Source organism: Methylobacterium sp. 77 (assembly GCF_000372825.1).
GTDB lineage: Bacteria > Pseudomonadota > Alphaproteobacteria > Rhizobiales > Beijerinckiaceae > Methylobacterium.
In genome coordinates, this window is the sequence record NZ_KB910516.1 from 3,930,087 (window position 1) to 3,944,672 (window position 14,586).

Annotated in this window: 20 protein-coding genes; 3 read left to right on the forward strand and 17 right to left on the reverse strand. The window is 71.5% G+C overall.

Annotation, left to right across the window (positions count from 1 at the left end; translation table 11 throughout):
* Positions 1 to 43: 43 nt before the first annotated feature.
* The 7 genes from A3OK_RS0118695 to A3OK_RS0118725 all read right to left on the reverse strand — a co-directional run bounded on the left by A3OK_RS0118695 (position 44) and on the right by A3OK_RS0118725 (position 8,077).
* On the reverse strand, positions 44 to 418 hold the full coding sequence (locus A3OK_RS0118695) for a PepSY domain-containing protein (RefSeq protein ID WP_019906423.1): 375 nt from the start codon (positions 416 to 418) through the stop codon (positions 44 to 46).
* Positions 419 to 561: 143 nt separating this feature from the next.
* Positions 562 to 795, reverse strand: a complete 234-nt coding sequence (locus A3OK_RS0118700) for a hypothetical protein (protein ID WP_019906424.1) — start codon at positions 793 to 795, stop codon at positions 562 to 564.
* Between the two features lie 19 nt (positions 796 to 814).
* The gene (locus A3OK_RS0118705; RefSeq protein ID WP_019906425.1) at positions 815 to 1,165 is read right to left on the reverse strand and encodes a hypothetical protein; all 351 of its coding nucleotides are present in this window, start codon (positions 1,163 to 1,165) and stop codon (positions 815 to 817) included.
* A 37-nt stretch (positions 1,166 to 1,202) separates the two neighbouring features.
* Entirely contained in the window at positions 1,203 to 1,727 is a 525-nt protein-coding gene (locus A3OK_RS0118710; RefSeq protein ID WP_019906426.1) for a hypothetical protein, read from the reverse strand.
* 63 nt (positions 1,728 to 1,790) lie between these two features.
* Positions 1,791 to 2,480 carry a lysozyme gene (locus A3OK_RS0118715; protein ID WP_019906427.1) on the reverse strand — a complete coding sequence of 230 codons (690 nt, stop codon included), beginning with the start codon at positions 2,478 to 2,480 and terminating at the stop codon, positions 1,791 to 1,793.
* A gap of 93 nt (positions 2,481 to 2,573) precedes the next feature.
* The gene (locus A3OK_RS0118720) at positions 2,574 to 4,142 is read right to left on the reverse strand and encodes a DUF2793 domain-containing protein (protein ID WP_019906428.1); all 1,569 of its coding nucleotides are present in this window, start codon (positions 4,140 to 4,142) and stop codon (positions 2,574 to 2,576) included.
* Positions 4,143 to 4,168: 26 nt separating this feature from the next.
* Positions 4,169 to 8,077, reverse strand: a complete 3,909-nt coding sequence (locus tag A3OK_RS0118725) for a glycoside hydrolase/phage tail family protein (protein ID WP_019906429.1) — start codon at positions 8,075 to 8,077, stop codon at positions 4,169 to 4,171.
* A gap of 80 nt (positions 8,078 to 8,157) precedes the next feature.
* On the opposite strand from A3OK_RS0118725, the gene A3OK_RS0118730 reads away from it, so the two are divergent.
* Together A3OK_RS0118730 and A3OK_RS0118735 are read left to right on the forward strand one after the other, a co-directional pair.
* A complete protein-coding gene (locus A3OK_RS0118730; RefSeq protein ID WP_026597424.1) occupies positions 8,158 to 8,499 on the forward strand; it encodes a type II toxin-antitoxin system RelE/ParE family toxin in 342 nt (113 codons plus the stop codon).
* On the forward strand, positions 8,496 to 8,777 hold the full coding sequence (locus A3OK_RS0118735; protein ID WP_019906431.1) for an XRE family transcriptional regulator: 282 nt from the start codon (positions 8,496 to 8,498) through the stop codon (positions 8,775 to 8,777). Before A3OK_RS0118730 ends, A3OK_RS0118735 begins: the two co-directional genes overlap by 4 nt.
* On the opposite strand, the gene A3OK_RS0118740 is transcribed toward A3OK_RS0118735, so the two are convergent.
* Genes A3OK_RS0118740 through A3OK_RS0118785 form a run of 10 tightly spaced genes read right to left on the reverse strand, consistent with a single transcriptional unit; the run spans position 8,744 to position 13,774 of the window.
* Positions 8,744 to 9,238, reverse strand: coding sequence for an NlpC/P60 family protein (locus A3OK_RS0118740; RefSeq protein ID WP_019906432.1), 495 nt, complete (start codon positions 9,236 to 9,238; stop codon positions 8,744 to 8,746). The genes A3OK_RS0118735 and A3OK_RS0118740 overlap by 34 nt on opposite strands.
* Positions 9,239 to 9,257: 19 nt before the next feature.
* The gene (locus tag A3OK_RS0118745) at positions 9,258 to 10,151 is read right to left on the reverse strand and encodes a DUF2163 domain-containing protein (RefSeq protein WP_019906433.1); all 894 of its coding nucleotides are present in this window, start codon (positions 10,149 to 10,151) and stop codon (positions 9,258 to 9,260) included.
* A gap of 46 nt (positions 10,152 to 10,197) precedes the next feature.
* Positions 10,198 to 10,833: a DUF2460 domain-containing protein gene (locus A3OK_RS0118750; protein ID WP_019906434.1), complete on the reverse strand. Its 636-nt coding sequence runs from the start codon at positions 10,831 to 10,833 to the stop codon at positions 10,198 to 10,200.
* A gap of 23 nt (positions 10,834 to 10,856) precedes the next feature.
* Positions 10,857 to 11,429, reverse strand: coding sequence for a phage tail tape measure protein (locus A3OK_RS0118755; protein ID WP_019906435.1), 573 nt, complete (start codon positions 11,427 to 11,429; stop codon positions 10,857 to 10,859).
* 12 nt (positions 11,430 to 11,441) lie between these two features.
* On the reverse strand, positions 11,442 to 11,657 hold the full coding sequence (locus A3OK_RS0118760) for a phage tail assembly chaperone (protein ID WP_026597425.1): 216 nt from the start codon (positions 11,655 to 11,657) through the stop codon (positions 11,442 to 11,444).
* Positions 11,654 to 11,977: a gene transfer agent family protein gene (locus A3OK_RS0118765; protein ID WP_019906437.1), complete on the reverse strand. Its 324-nt coding sequence runs from the start codon at positions 11,975 to 11,977 to the stop codon at positions 11,654 to 11,656. Before A3OK_RS0118765 ends, A3OK_RS0118760 begins: the two co-directional genes overlap by 4 nt.
* A complete protein-coding gene (locus A3OK_RS0118770) occupies positions 11,977 to 12,384 on the reverse strand; it encodes a phage major tail protein, TP901-1 family (protein WP_019906438.1) in 408 nt (135 codons plus the stop codon). Before A3OK_RS0118770 ends, A3OK_RS0118765 begins: the two co-directional genes overlap by 1 nt.
* Positions 12,381 to 12,836, reverse strand: a complete 456-nt coding sequence (locus tag A3OK_RS0118775) for a DUF3168 domain-containing protein (protein WP_019906439.1) — start codon at positions 12,834 to 12,836, stop codon at positions 12,381 to 12,383. Before A3OK_RS0118775 ends, A3OK_RS0118770 begins: the two co-directional genes overlap by 4 nt.
* Positions 12,833 to 13,189 carry a head-tail adaptor protein gene (locus A3OK_RS0118780; RefSeq protein WP_019906440.1) on the reverse strand — a complete coding sequence of 119 codons (357 nt, stop codon included), beginning with the start codon at positions 13,187 to 13,189 and terminating at the stop codon, positions 12,833 to 12,835. Before A3OK_RS0118780 ends, A3OK_RS0118775 begins: the two co-directional genes overlap by 4 nt.
* A gap of 24 nt (positions 13,190 to 13,213) precedes the next feature.
* Positions 13,214 to 13,774: a head-tail connector protein gene (locus A3OK_RS0118785; RefSeq protein ID WP_019906441.1), complete on the reverse strand. Its 561-nt coding sequence runs from the start codon at positions 13,772 to 13,774 to the stop codon at positions 13,214 to 13,216.
* Positions 13,775 to 13,813: 39 nt separating this feature from the next.
* Between A3OK_RS0118785 and A3OK_RS0118790 the strand changes: the two genes are divergently transcribed.
* Positions 13,814 to 14,575 carry a trypsin-like serine protease gene (locus A3OK_RS0118790; RefSeq protein WP_019906442.1) on the forward strand — a complete coding sequence of 254 codons (762 nt, stop codon included), beginning with the start codon at positions 13,814 to 13,816 and terminating at the stop codon, positions 14,573 to 14,575.
* Positions 14,576 to 14,586: the final 11 nt, after the last annotated feature.

Below are 14,586 nucleotides of genomic sequence, written 5' to 3' on the forward strand. Positions count from 1 at the left end.
GCTGTCAGGCACCGGGTACGGAGACCCGTGACGTCCGCCGTCGTCACTGGCCGATGACCCGACCGGTGGTGGCATCCACCATCACGTGGACGAACTGCCCGTCCCTGCGCAAGGCCGTCAGTAGATAGGCGAGGCCGTCCTCGTGCCGGCACAGCCTGGCGCGCTGAATCTCGGCCCGGAGAATCACCGTCCGTGCAGCCCGGATCGCGGCCACCGGCTCGATCACCCGCTTGTCCGCCACAGCCTCGCGCAGATCCGCCGGGCTGAGGCAACTCTCGCTTGGCGGAACCGGATGAAGCGGTGCCGCGACCTCGGCCGTGCCGGTCGTCGCCTTCTCTTCCGCCAGTGTGCGAATCGGCCCCGTCGCGAAGGCCGCGACGGTCAAACCGATGAACAGCAGGGCGAGGAGGATGCGCATGGATAACGTCAATGGTCTTCGAGCACTGAATGCGCCCTGAATGCGGGCTCGACCGGACGTTGGTCCGGGATGATCGGATGGCAGAGTGAAACGCCGTCAGCGAGCAAGCCGGCGGCGGACCGTCCGGTTCCCGCCATCCGGCATCAAGGGCTGTCCGCACCGTGCGAAACCAGACGCCGCAAGGTCGCCTGCAGGGCGATGCAGAGGAGGTGCTGGCAGTCGATATGGTCAAGGGCCGCCTTGCGTAGGGCGGTCATCGAGCGCTCGAACCCGGTCTCGGCGGCCTGGAGGCGGCCGGAGGCGGCGAGCATCCGGGACGAGGGCGGGAACAGGCAGGCGAGGCGCGTCATCGGCAGGAACTCCGAATGCTGTGGCACGGGGCGTCACCGCCACTCTTCACCGCCCCTCGTGGCGCGGCTCGGACAGGCGGCGCAGGATCTCGTCGAACTTCTCCCGCGCCCGCTCGTCGCTGCGGTCGACCCCGCGGGAGATCTCGCTCGCCAGGCGCGAGAGGTCTTCGAGCACCCGCGTGCGGCTCTCGATGGCGAGGGCCACGGCCGAGTTCGCCTGGGACGCTCGTTCGAGAGCCGTCGCGGTGGCGCCGGCGTCACCGATCCGGGCTTCCTGCGACCGCACGGTTTCCCGGTAGAGGTGCAGGCAGGAAAAGCCGAGCAACGCGGCCACGATCCAGCCCGCGCCTTCCTCCGAGAACAGGAGGCGGATGCCTTCAACAGCGATTCTGTCCATGGGACCGACCTCCCTCTCGCTGCTCCCTGAGGGCAGTTCACGCGGGCGATGTCTGGTCGCCGCGCGCTCGCACGGCGTCGAGCGCGCGAGCCAGGGTGTTGGCGGTGGTGGCATCCTCATCGAGGGGCAGGCTGCGGAAGACCTTTTCCGCGAGCCCGTCGACCCCGCCCGCAGCCGTCACCAACCAGGCCGGTGCCTGGTCGAGCGCCCGCTGAACCGCGCGGGCAATCACCACCGACCCCACCGGCACGGACAGAACCCGCCCGCGCACCGCCCCGGCCACCGCATTGATCGCGTAATCGCCGACATTGCGCACGAGGCGTTCGACGAGGGCGGTGGTGATCAGGATGCGCAGGGGACCGGCGATCCGCGCGGTGGCGGCCGTCGCCGCGGTGATCGCCAGGGGCACCAGGATGGCGGTGATGCCCTGCGCCACCGCGATCAACGCGTCACCCCAGGGCAGGAGGATGACGGGTTCGGCGGGCGACGCCATGCAGGGCGAGGCGGCGCAGGAAGAGAGGATCGCGGCAAGGCCGCCGAGGATGAAGAACCGGCGTTTCATGGTTGTCTCCGGGATTTTCACGGGAAACTTCAAGACGAGGCAGGGGGAAGTTGGCCGGTCCGGTCAGGCGCCGAGGCCGAGAAGCGCCTGAAGCGACGCCTTGAGGCGCGCCCAGGTCCCGGCGGGAGCGGGCGCTCCGATCCGCTGGGGCGATCCGGTCCGCAGCGAAGGCGCGCGGGGAAGCGGGCGGCGATCGGAACCGGCGGTGGGGCCCGGAACGATCCCCGCAGGGCCTTCGATCCGCACAGATGGAGATCGGGGCGTTGCGGCCGGACGCGGGATCGGCGTGGGATCGGTGGAGCGGGCGCGCGGCAGGGAGAGGGCATAGGGTGTGCGGAACTGGTCGTATTCGGCCCGCCGGCGCGGGATCAGGGAGGCGGGCCGGTTCCACATCAGGAACGCTTCGGCGGCCCCGTCCCGGTCGCCCGCCTTCAGGCGCCGCACCACCGTCGAGCGGCGGAAGGCGCCCTCGCCGATATTGAAGCAGAGCGAGACCAGGGCATCGACGGCATGCTCGGGCAGGTCGAGGGGCGCCACGGCGCCGACGATGCGGACGAAGCGGCTTACGTCGCGGGCGAATACGGCGTCGCATTCCTCCGCCGTCAGGCGCAAGGTCGGCGTCACGGCGGGCGGCCCCGCGGCACTGGTATGGCCGACGCCGATGGTCCAGATGCCGACGGCATCGCGATAGGCCTCCAACCGCCGCCCCTCTCGGGCGACGAGCACGGCACTGCCAATGGCGCTGAGGTCCATGGTTCACTCCGGGGCTGAGACGGGGATGCGCGCCGGCCGGCGCCGCGAGATGCGAGGTGTGAGACCGGGGAGGAGGCAGGCCTCCCCGGCGATTCAGGGCACGGCGAGGCCCCAGAACGCGCTGTCGGCGGCGAGGATTCCGCCCTCGGCGCCGGTGAAATGGGCGAACACCTCCACCGTGTCGCCGGCATTGAGGGCGAGCGTCGCCGTGAGGGCCAGTGTCGAGATGCCGTCGACGAGGCCGGTCACGCCGGCGCGATGGCGCGGTGCCACTGCGCCGTTGCGGTAGAACCGGGCCTGGAGGGCACTGGGGGAAGCGCTTCCGATCTTGCGGAAGGCGAGGCCCGCGCCGAACGTGTAGGTGCCCGGTTCCGGCGCGACGAACCGGTTCGTCGCGGGCACGAAGGCGTTCTGGTCGTTCACGTCGGCATTGTTGAACGCCACCTTGGTCCAGGTGGCGGCGGGGATCGTCGCGTCCGCGCTCATGGAGGCGGAGAAGCGCGGCAGGTTCGTGAGGCGCGACCAGCGCGTCCCGTTATAGCCCTTGAAGGCGCCGGCCGTGCCGTCGAACACGATCTGGCCGGGCGCGAGCCCCAGGGTGGGCGTACCGGCGCGGCTGACGAGTTCGAGGGCGCCGGTTCCCCTGAACTTGACCACCGATCGCCGCGTCGTCGTGCCGATATCCGTCGTCTGGAAGTCGACGAGCGTGCCCTGTGCCGTGGCGGTGAAATCCTCCTCGGCGACGCCGTTGAAGGTCACCATGTTGCTGGAGAAACCGCCGGTCGCCTGGTAGCCGCGACCGAAGAATCCGAAGAACCGGTCTCCGGCGAGGATGCCGGTGGGGGCTGCCGGAGTGCCGCGGGCGATGCGCGTGGTGATGTTGACCACCGGCGAGCCCGTGCCGCTGTAGCATTCGAGCTGGAACAAGGCGGCGTTCGACGAACCCGAGACGAAGAGCGGTGCGCTCGCCACCGGGCCGCCCGGCGCGGCGGCCGAACCGAAGCCGACATAGCCGTTGCCCGGCTGGACCCTCCAGGCATGGGTCCAGTTCGTGCCGTCGGCCGAGACCTTCGCGGTCAGGCTGTCGTCCGCGACGAGGCCGATCTCGGCGCGGCCCGAGAACCCGCTCTGCATCAGCAGCGAGAGGACGTTGGCCGCGCTCGCCTTGTTCAGGACGGTCCGCAGATCGCCGCTGCCGCCCTCGCCGCTGCCGCGCGCGGTCCACAGAGCCTTGTTGAGCTTGGCCGAGAACGGATTGTCCGCATCGGCACTCGTCCCCAGTCCGAGGAGTCCGAGATTCTGCAACGCGGAGATCGTCCGGGCGAGGCCGGTCCAGCCCGTGCCGTCGAAATGGTAGAACGCGTCCTCGTCCGCCACGTAGGCGAGCCACCCGGCCCTGGGTGCGAACCCCTCCCAGACCCCGTCACGGAAGTGGACGATGCGGCCGGACAGGCCGGTCCAGGCGCCGGTGGGCGCGGCGGCGGCGATCAGGTAGCGGGCTCCCTCGACCGGTGAGGGCGGCGGTGCCGTCAGGTCCTTGTCGAGGCAGGCGAGCTGCACGAGCGTGTCGAGGGCGGCCAGGGCCTCGTTATAGGTGACGTGCTTTCCCGCCTGCGCCGCCGCGATCAGCGGCAAAGCGAGGTTGGCTGTCGTTTGCGACATGGTGGGGCTCCGGATCGGTGGGTCGCTCAGGCGGAGCGCACGGGCAGGATGGCGCGGCGGCTCGGACCGGGTCCGGCGAGAGCCCCGACCTGGGCGACGCTCACGTCGAGCAGGATCTGCTGCGCGCCGAAATCGGCGGCCTCGTCGGCGGCGGCGTAGAGAAGCGCCGGCTCGTCGGTTCTGACGGTCCGCAGAACGGAGCCGCCCGCCGCATGGATGGCGACGAGGTAGGTCTCGCTCGCCTCGTCATGCGGGATGTCGACCGGCTCCCAGCCATCCGCGTCCCGTCTTGCGCGGCGAAGCCAGGCGAGCCTGATCCCACCGGCCTCGCGCCGTGCGGTCACGTGCACCGGCGCGAGCGGCAGAAGCGGCATCAGGTTCGCGCTCGCCTGCAATTCGACGAAGCCCGGATCGGCCGGGTCGCGGCTGGCAGAGCCGATCCTGTAGCGGAACGGCCGGCCGGCCTCGTCGAGGCGTTCCACCAGTGGCACGACCGCCCCGTCGTCGAGGCGCACGACGAGGCAGCCGGCCGGATTCTCGCGCGTGGCGAGATCCTCACTGCCCATCAGGCCGCGCAGCAGGCGGCTGAGGCGATAGGTGCCGGGGCCGATCAGCTCGGCGCCAGCCGCGGCGATGATCTCGGCCCTGCCATCCGTGCCGATCAGGGCGAACAGGTTGCCGCCGGCCAGCACGTCGACCTCCTCGATCGAAGACAGGGCGCCGGCATGGCGCAGGCGCAGGTCGAGCCGGGCTCCCCGGTCGAAGCGCCAGAGCGGCCCGGCCGGCAAGGCGGTGAGCGTCTCGCCGAGGCAGGCGGGATAATCGACGATGCGATGCAGGCCGAGCGGCCCGTCCGTGCCGGTGGAGCGCCAGACCGCCACCTCGCCGGGCCAGGGATCGGCGGAGACGGCGAGGTATTGCAGGATCGTCGGATTGCCCCGGTCCACCGGCAGGTCGAGCACGCGGGCGAAGGGCGGCCCGGCTATGGAGGGCGGCGGCCTGTGGATCTTCTCGTCCGGGTTGCGATAGGCGCCGGGCCGGAAGCCGTGAACCGCGACGGCGCGCGTCTCCACCCGCCGCGCGCCGGCGCTGTCGGCGATCCGCACGATGCGATGGGGCTGGCGGGCGCCGGGCAGGGACAGGAGGTCGCCCGGCACCAGTTCGATCCGGCGCGGGCTCACCCCGAAAGTGGCGCTGTCGCGCCCGGCGATGGCGGTGTCGAGGAGCGCTTCGGCGAGCGCCTCCGCGCTCTCCCGGCGGGTGACGATGGGCGCCTCGGCATTGCTCTCGCGCCGCCTCATCCCGGTGGGGCGGATCGCCGAGGCGCTGGCGGTTCTGTAATCGGCGCTCTCGCCGTCGCAGAAGGCGAGGGTGAGGGCGCGGGGCAGTTCGGATTCCTCGGCACGGACGACACTCAGCGGCGCCCGCTCCCGGTCGGAGAGCACGAGATCTCCGGCCGCGAGCACGACGGGGCTCTCGCGGCGCGGGCCGAGGATGTCGAGCCTACCGCCCACCGCAGAGACGTCGAGCCCGTAGATCTGGGCGAGGGGCTCCAAGGCACCACGCGCGGACATGGGACGGTCGATGACGTAGCCGTCGAGCCAGGCATCGGCGGTGATCCGGGCCGGCGCGGTGATGCCGAGATCGGTGAGGATCGTGCGGATCAGGCGGTCGAGTTCCAGACCCTCGATCCGTCCTGTGATCCAGTGACCCAGGGACCAGTTCTCCGCATCGGTCCAGACCGTGTCGAAATCCGGGAATGCCGGGAACGGCCGCGCGTCCCAGCACCAGACGAAGACCGAACCGGGCGCCACCATCGGGCCGCCATAAACCGCCGAGACCGGGTTGTGAGCCGGCTCGAAGCCGGGCAGGGCGGCGTCGAAACGGGTCAGGATGGCGGTGAGGCCGCGCGCCTGGATCAGGTCGTCGCGCAGACCCGTCGAGAAGGGCGGTGCCGCGTTCTCGGAGGATTTCGCGTCGGGGAAGACGTTCGGGCCGTTGGTGCCCCTGTCCACCGCCGGGACCCCGATCTCGGTGAGCCAGATCGGCTTCGATTGCGGGATCCAGGCCGTCTGACCGGTCTCGACGCCTCCGTCGCGCTCACGATGCGGGTTCGACCACCAGGAGACGAGGTCCTTGGCCCGGTAGATCCAGGGCTTGCCGGCGGCACCGTCGGTGATCGGAGTGCGCATTTGCGCGCGCCGGTCGGCCTCGCCGGCATAGTACCAGTCGAACGCCTCTCCCGCGCCGAGGCGGCGCTTCAGATAGGCCGGATCGTAGAGGCTGTCGGTCTCGGCGAGGTCGGCATGGCTCGCGCCGTCGCGCCAGTCGCTGATCGGCGGATAGTAATCGATGCCGACGGCCGCGATGGCGGGGTCGGCGAACAGCGCGTCGAGGGGAAACCGCACCGTGGCCCCGCCGTCGCGGACATGGGCGCCGTACTCGGTCCAGTCGGCCGCGTAGACCAGGGCGACGCCGGCTCCGAGGCGGGCGAGCACCTCCTGCGCCAGGGCCTTGAACGCCTCCACCGCCGGATAGCGGCCGGCCTCGGCCCGCACGCGGGTGAGGCTCGGAAACTCGCTGCCGATGAGGAAGCCGGACAGGTGAACGCCATCGGCCGCCCACCCGGCGGCGAGATCGGCATAATGCAGGAGGAAGCGGCGGTATCCGGCGGCGTTGTGGAAGAAGGCCGCGACCTGCGCGCCGGCGGCGGCGGTTCCGTCCGGGCTGCCCGGATGGTCGGGCGCCGGCGTGCAGGTGATGCGGCCGCGCCAGGGATAGGGCGGCTGATGGCCGGCGCCCGCGTCGCGCGGATCGGGCAGGGTGTTGCCGGCAGGCACGTCCATCATCACGAACGGGTAGAGCACGACCTCGAGACCGCGGCGGCGCAACTCGGCGACGAGGCGGCCGAGCCCGGCATCGGAGGGCGTGCCGCCATAGGCCGGCCCCCCGGCGGGCGCGGTCGAGACGGTCTCGACCTGATCGCGGGTCAGGCCGGCGACGCTCCACGTATCGCCGATGGTCGCCTTCTTCGGCCGGTCGACCTTCGGCGTGACCGTGCAATGGCCCGCGCGCAGATCGCTGCCGAACCAGCTCGTCACCACCGAGACCCGCGAGAGACGCGGGCATAGGGCCTGGAGCGCATCGAGGGAGGCGGTGACGTCCGTCGCCTCTTGGAACTGGAACCGGTTGGCCGCCCGCGTGGTCCCGAACCCCGCATCCTCGGTGACCAGGCCGGGATCGAGGCCGAACTCGGTCGAGCCGGGGATGAGGCAGACGGCGCGGACCATGCCGGCGAGCCCCTCGACGGGGCGGATCACCTCGAAGGCCAGTTGTGGTACCCGGTTGCCGAAATCGGCGAGCGCCAGCCGCTCGAACACGATGTAGGCGAGGCCGCGATAGGCCGGTGCCCTGTCGGCGCCCTCCTTGGCGACGATCAGCGGGTCGGGTTCCTGGTCCGCGCCGCCGCGGTGCAGGCGATAGTCGAGCGTCGTCAGGTCGATCTCGCGCCCATCGGCCCAGACCCGGCGGACATGGGCGATCTCGCCCTCGCACAGGCCCACCGCGAGATCGACGGAATAGGCATAGGTCGTCGTCACCGTCTTCTGGCCGGAACCGCCCTTGCCGCCGGAGGCGGCGCGCTGGACGCTGGTATTGGCGACCTCCAGCGGCCGCGTCGCCCAGATCAGCGTCCCGCCGACCTTGGCGCGGCCGTAGACCCGCTTGATCGGCTCGCCCTCGGTGGAGGCGAGCCCGGCGACGTCGCCGAGGCGCGGCCCTTCCACGAAGCGCGGGCCGGCGCGCGACCCGAACAGGGCGTTGTCGATCGCCCCCCCGGCCACGGCGCCGAGGGTGCTGAGCACGGCCCCGCCGATCGGACCGCCGAGCGCGGTGCCCAAGGCCGCCCCGGCCGTCTGCAGGATCAGCGTGGCCATGGGTCGGGGCTCCGGGCGGGAGGGGATGTGCGGTCTGTCGTCCGCCTTGGCCGGCCATACAAAATCTTGTATGACAAGGCGTGGCAGAGCGATCCAAAGACGTTGTGTTCGTGGGAAATTCGCTCGATCAGCTTCGAGCGTTTCCGCTTTCTGCGCGGCGCGAGGCCGGACACCAGATCGACAGGGTGCAGGCCGGCTACGACCCCAATGATTGGAAGCCGATGGCTTCGATTGGGGGCGGTGTCCGAGAGATTCGCCTGCACGAGGCAACCGGCGCCTACCGGGTGATCTACATCGCGAAGTTGGCGGATGCAGTCTTCATCCTGCATTGTTTCAAGAAGACGACGCAGAAGACAAGTCCAAGGGACATCGCAATCGCAAAGACCCGGTACGACAGTCTAATCAGGGACATGACACGATGAGTGCACAGCCGTTTACGAGCGTCTGGGACGCGATCGAGGACAGTTCGGCCGAGGCCGAGAACATGAAGATTCGCTCGTCGCTCATGATTGCCTTGCAGAACCACATCACGGGCGAAGGCTTAAGCCAGACCGAAGCTGCAAAAATTCTCGGCGTGACGCAGCCACGCGTATCGGATCTGATGCGCGGCAAGATCGACCTGTTCGCGATCGATACCCTGGTCAACATGCTCGGTGCGGCCGGCCTTCATGTGGAGATGCACATCAGCAAGGCAGCGTGAGGTTTCGCCGGAGTGACGGCACCCGGAAACCGGAACACATGCGCCAAGTGCCGGCGCCACCACCGCGTCAGGGCCACTTCCGTCACGGCCGCGCCGTCATGGGCGTGGATCATCGTCCCGCCGCCGCAGGCGATGGCGCAATGCTTTGCCGGCAAATACGCGCGGAAGGCGAAGAGCAGGACGTCGCCCGCCAGCGGCTGGTATCCGACCAACCGGTCTGGCACGGCGATGAGGTGGCGCCGGGCCGCCTCCGCCATCGGGTCGGTGCCATGGGTAGCGGATTCCGCCCAGGACGCGGAATAGGGCGGAGCCGTCTCGGGCTCGGGTCCGAGGAGGTGGCGCCAGACCCCGCGCACGAGGCCGAGGCAATCGCAGCCGACGCCCTTGAGCGAGGCCTGATGACGGTAGGGCGTGCCGATCCAGCCACGTGCCTCCGCGACGATCCGGTCAGAGCCGTGCATCCCGCTCTCCTTTGCCGGCTCAACGGAACAGGCTGCCGCCATCGAGGCCGGCGCCGGACCCGGCGACGGTGCGGATGACGAAGTCGTTGCCGGGCATGTGCGGGAAGCCCTGGAAGTTCGCCGCGTTGGCGAAGCGGCCGGAGCAGGTGGAGAAGCGTTTGTCGCAACCCGCCTTCAGGGTGAAGCCGTCCCCCGCCGCGACGGCGTGGGGCGGCTCCTGCCAGAACTCGATCCGGGTGCCGCCATCGGCCGGCCGCTCGGCCCGGATGTCGTTGGCGAGCCCGGCATTCGGTCCCGATATCCAGGTGAGCCGCCCGCCGGTGAAGCTGCCCTCCGCGAAGGACCCCGCCAGTTCCGCCAGCATCTCGCCCGGCGCGGCGCGCGCCAGAACGGTCCCGGTGGTGCGGAAGCGCGGATCGGCGAGATCGACGCGGCAGCGCGCATCGCCGAGATCGGCGCCGCAGGTGGCGCGATAGGTCCGGCCGCGCTCCTCGTCGAGGCGGTGCATCAGGCCGCGCAGCTCCGCGACGAAGGCGGTTCCGGCCCGGCGCACCTCGCCGATCGTGCCGAGATCGAGGAGGAGGCGGGTCTGCGGGTCGCTCCAGTCGACGAGCCAGGTCTCGACGCTGGCCGCGTCGTAAAGCCCGCCCGCCACGTCGTCATTGGCGATGCCGAGCGAAGTCAGTGCCCCGGCTACCTCGCCGCCGCCGACCGCGAAGCCGAGCTCAGCGCTCGCCTCGGCCGCCTCCAGTCCTGAGCGCGCGGCGAAGGTGATGCCGGAGAAGGTGAGGTCGCGGTCGTGGTCGGTGAATCCGAAGGTCAGTCCGTCGCGCCGGGTCAGCGACCAGCAATGGCACAGGGTCGTCGACCCGCCGGCGAGATGCGCGGCGAGGGCGGGCGGGATGTCGCGCATGGCGGGCTCCTTCGAGATCGGTCCTTCGATCGAACGGCCGCTCCGGTCAGGGCACGATCTCGATCAGCGGCACGGTCGGGATCTCGCCGGCGGTGAAGGCCGAGAGGTCCACGCTGAGGTCGTCTGTGTCGAAGCGGACGGGTACGTCGAACCAGAACCCCGCCGTCACCGCCGCGCCCGCGACGGGCGCCGTCGCGAGGGTGACGAGCCCCGTCGTGGCGTCGCAGGTGAAGGCCGAGGAGGGGCGCTCCACGCCGGCCACCGCCACCCGCACTGTCTCGGCCACCGGCTTGGCGATGAGCCGGCGATAGGGCAACGGCCCGGTGCCGTAGGTCTTGGCGAGGGGAAACACCCGCGTCGCGCCGTCGCCGAGGCCGAGCGGTTGGTCGCCCGGACCGACCGCCTGGCTCGGAGGTCCCGAGCGATGGTCGATCCTGTCGCGGTAGCGGAAGCCGTAGAGGCGTCCGCGCCGTTCCTCGAAGAAGGCGAGGACCGCATGCAGCGCGTCGAGGGTGCGAATGCCGAACCCCGCATCGTAGCGCCGGCGCGAATCGGCCCAGCGGCTGTTGCGGTGCTCGCGCCCCGAGGCCAGCGTGACGATCTCGGTGAGACGGCTCGGCCCGCCGCTGCCGCGCAGGGCCACGTCGAGGGGAAAGCGGATGTCGTGGAAATCGCCGGCCATCGCGGGCCTCCTTGAAAGGGGGGTCAGGACGCGCGGCGGCCGCGGGCCACGGCGCGGGCGAGGGCGGCGGCGACCTGCGCCTCGGAGCGGCGGAAGCTCTCCACATCCGGCGTCGCGATGGTGACGGAGACGGAGACCGGCCGCCCCGAGGCGCCGCCCGCGACCCCGAGCCTGCCGTCGCTGCCGCGCGTGAGCGGCAGGATCGCCTCCGGCCCGGCCTCGCCCATCAGGCCCATCCCGTCGCGCATGGGGAAGTAGGTGGGGGCCGCCACCACGCCGCCGCTGGCGAAGGGCCGCACCCGGCCGCCTGAGAACACCCCGCCCTTGGCGAAGGCCGCGCTCGATGCGCTGGAACCGATGAGGCTCCGCACCAGGGATTCGATGCCACCCTTCACCGGGTCGAGCAGTGCCTTGCCGGCCATGCCGGCGAGCTTGGAGACGAGGGAGCCCAGCGCCCCTTCGAGCTGCTTGGCCGCGCCGACATTGCTGGTGAACGCCTTGCTCAAGCTGTCGCCGAACTTCTGCGCGAGGCGGTCCAGCATGGTCAGCTGCTTGGCCCGCTCCGCGTTGGCGCGGTCGATCTCGGTCTCGGCCATGCGAGCCTCCGTTCAGGAATCGGGAAAGGCCATGATCAGCCGCCGCAGGTCGGCGGCGGTGGCGGCGTCGCGGCGGCCGTCGAGGCCGAGCGCGGCCGTCAGTTCGCGGGGCGTCGCCGCCCAGAAGTCGCGCGGGCTCCAGCCGAGGGCATTCAAGCCCAACGCCATCGCCTCGTCCCACGGGAAGGCGGAGGGAGCCTCCGGCGCCGTCCCTCCCGCAGGGCTCAAGGGTCCGGCATGTCCGCCCCGAAGGCGGCGGCGAGGGCCTCGCCGAGCGCCGTCGCGATCGGCTCGATCCCGCCCGACAGCGGCAGCCGCGCCACCGCGTCGTCGTCGAGGTCGTGGCCGCCGCCGCGCAGGGTCGCGCCGAGCAGGGCGATGAGGTCGCGGCTGGCGAGCCGGCCTTCGGCGAACCGCGCCGCGAGGCCGGTGAGATCGGAGGCGCCGAGCGCGTCCTCCAGCTCGGCCAGGGCTCCCAGGGTGAGGCACAGGATGTAGCGCCGGTCGCCGATCTCGACGGAGACCTCTCCGCGCCTGCGGTTCGCCATCACAGGCTCGCGAAGGTGAGGGGGCCGGCCGAGTCGAGGGCCATGTCGAAGGTCACCTCGCCGGCATGGTCGCCGCGATATTCGAGGCTGGTGATCTGGAACGCGCCCTGGATCGTGCCGAAGGCCGGCACCACGATCTGCAGCGTGTCGACGGTGCCGTCGAAGAACATCTGCCGCAGGCGCGCATCCGACGCCTCGTCGCGAAAGACGCCCGAGCCCGAGACCGCCGCGCGGCGCACCCCCGCCCCGGCGAGGAGTTCGCGCCAGCGCCCGACGGATTCGGCCGAGGTCACGTCCACGGTCTCGGCATTGAAGGCGAGTTGCCGGGCGCGCAGGCCGGCCACCGCGACGAAACCCGCTCCCTCGCTGATCCGGATGAGGAGGTCCTTGCCTTTCTGGGCACTCATGGGGTCGCTCCGTTCGAGGTCGGCAGCCGCTCGGTGACGGCCTGGAGGGTGATGGTGGCGCGGGTCTCGCCGCTGCGCTCGTCGCGTGCGCAGGCCAGGGATTCGACCCGCAGGATCGACAGGGCGTGGCCGGCCGGGGCGAGGATGGCCTCGTGCAGGAGAGTGGCGGCGCGGCCGGCGGCCTCGATGGCACCGCGGCTGGAACCGGGCCTGGCGAACAGGATCAGCCCGAGCCGATGGGTGTGACGGAGGGCGCCGTCCACGGAATCGTCGCGCATCTCCGCCGGCCCGAACAGCGCGTAGACCGGTGCGGCGCCGCGCGGCGGCTCGTCGTGAATACGGACGTTGCCGCCCATGAGCCGGCCGAGTTCGGCATCGGGTGCGAGGGCGGTCAGGATCGCGGCCCGTAGGGCGAGCAGGGGGTTGGCCGGGAGGGACAGGGCCTCGCTCATGGCTGGATTTCCCCCATCGCCGCCGCGTCGATCAGCTCCTCGACCTCGCAGACGAGGTCGCGGCCGCGCCCGTCTGGATCGCCCGCCGCGCGGATCACGAAGCGGCGCGGGCCGGAGGCGAGCCGCATCGCGGGTGTGATGTCCGCCCGGTAGGCGATGCGGATGCGGTGTGTCGCCACCGCATCCGAGCGGCCTCCGCGCGCGCGCTCGGCATAGCCGGTCGGGTCCAGCGTGCCCCATAGAAGCGGGCCGGCGACGTAGCGGCGAAGCTGCCCGCCGAACCCGTCCGGGTCGTCGACGAAGCGTTCGAGCACGTAGCGGCGCCGCCGCGCGCCGATGGGCGGATGCGTCATGGCAAAGCTCCGGGGATCGTGGGTCTAGAGGCGCATCCGGCGGTGCGGCGCGATCAGCGCCTCGACCATCGGCGGAAGGGTGACGGGCAGGTCGCCCCGATGCTCGAACCCGTGTGCCGCGATGAGCCGGATCGCCTGGGTGAGTCCCGGGGGCACGGGCGGCCCCGCTCCGCCATGGCCGGCATCGACCTCGATGAGGGCGGCGGCCTGGGCCAGGGAAGGAATGGCGGGCGAGACGACCAACCCCGGCGCCTCGACCGTGTCGGCGCCAAGACGAACGAGGCCGGAGGCGAAGGCCGTGACGGTGCCCGTCGCATCCACCGATCCGGCGCTCGCCAGGGCGACGAGCGGGCTCAGGGGCAGGGGCACGAAGCCATCCGCCGGCCAGGCCGTGAGCATCATCCGGTAGCGGCCCGGTGCCAGGACGCGCCGCGTCGCGAGTTCGACCATGGCGCGGGCCGAGGCGATCAGGCTCTCCACCAGCGCATCCTCGGCGGTCATGTCGGGGTCGAGGCGCAGGTGACGGCGCATCTCGGCCAGGGTGACCGGCTCGACGATGGCGGCATCGACGCGTATCGGAATCATCGTCGTCTCCGGGTGGGGAGGTGGAGGGGAGCGGGCGGAATGGGTCTCGACACGCGTTCGATCGGCATTGCGCTGATGCTGGTGCTCGCCGGAGCGCCGGCCGATGCCGTCGTCGGCGGCCGCGAGGCGCCGGAATCGGCCGGCTCGGCCGTGATGGTGCTGTCGTCCCTGGGCGGCGTCTGCACCGGGATCGTCATCGCGCAGGATGCGGTGCTGACGGCGGGCCATTGCGTGGCGGCGGGCTCCCGAAAGGGCGGCGCTGAGCACCGGGTGCATTTTCGCGACGAGGCGGGCCAGCCGGTGCTGGTCGATCTCGCGGCCCGCGCGGTCCATCCCGGCTACGATGCCGGGGCCATCGCCGGGCGTCGGCGGTCGATCGATCTGGCGCTCGTCCGCACCGCCACGCCGCTGCCCGGCCGCTTCCGGCCGACCGCGTTGAGCGAGGCGATGCCGCGCGCCGGCGAGATCCTCGTGTTAGCCGGCTACGGTGTGTCGAAGCCCGGCGAGGCGCGCACCACCGGCACCTTCCGCAACGCCGTCCTTCCCGTGGTCGAGCCCTATGGGCAGAGCCGGATCCTGGTCTGGATGAAGCCGTCCGGCGCGGCATCAGGAGCCTGCCAGGGCGATTCCGGCGGGCCGATCGCGGCCGAGGCCGGCGCCGCGCCGCTCGCGGTCTCCGCCTGGGTCGGGGGCGGAGCCTGCGGCGGCGTCTCGCAGGGCGTCCTGCTCGGGCCGCAGCGCGACTGGATCGACCGGACGCTCGCGGGATGGGGGGCGTCCGCCCGCTGGCAGACGCCGTGAGGACGCGGCGC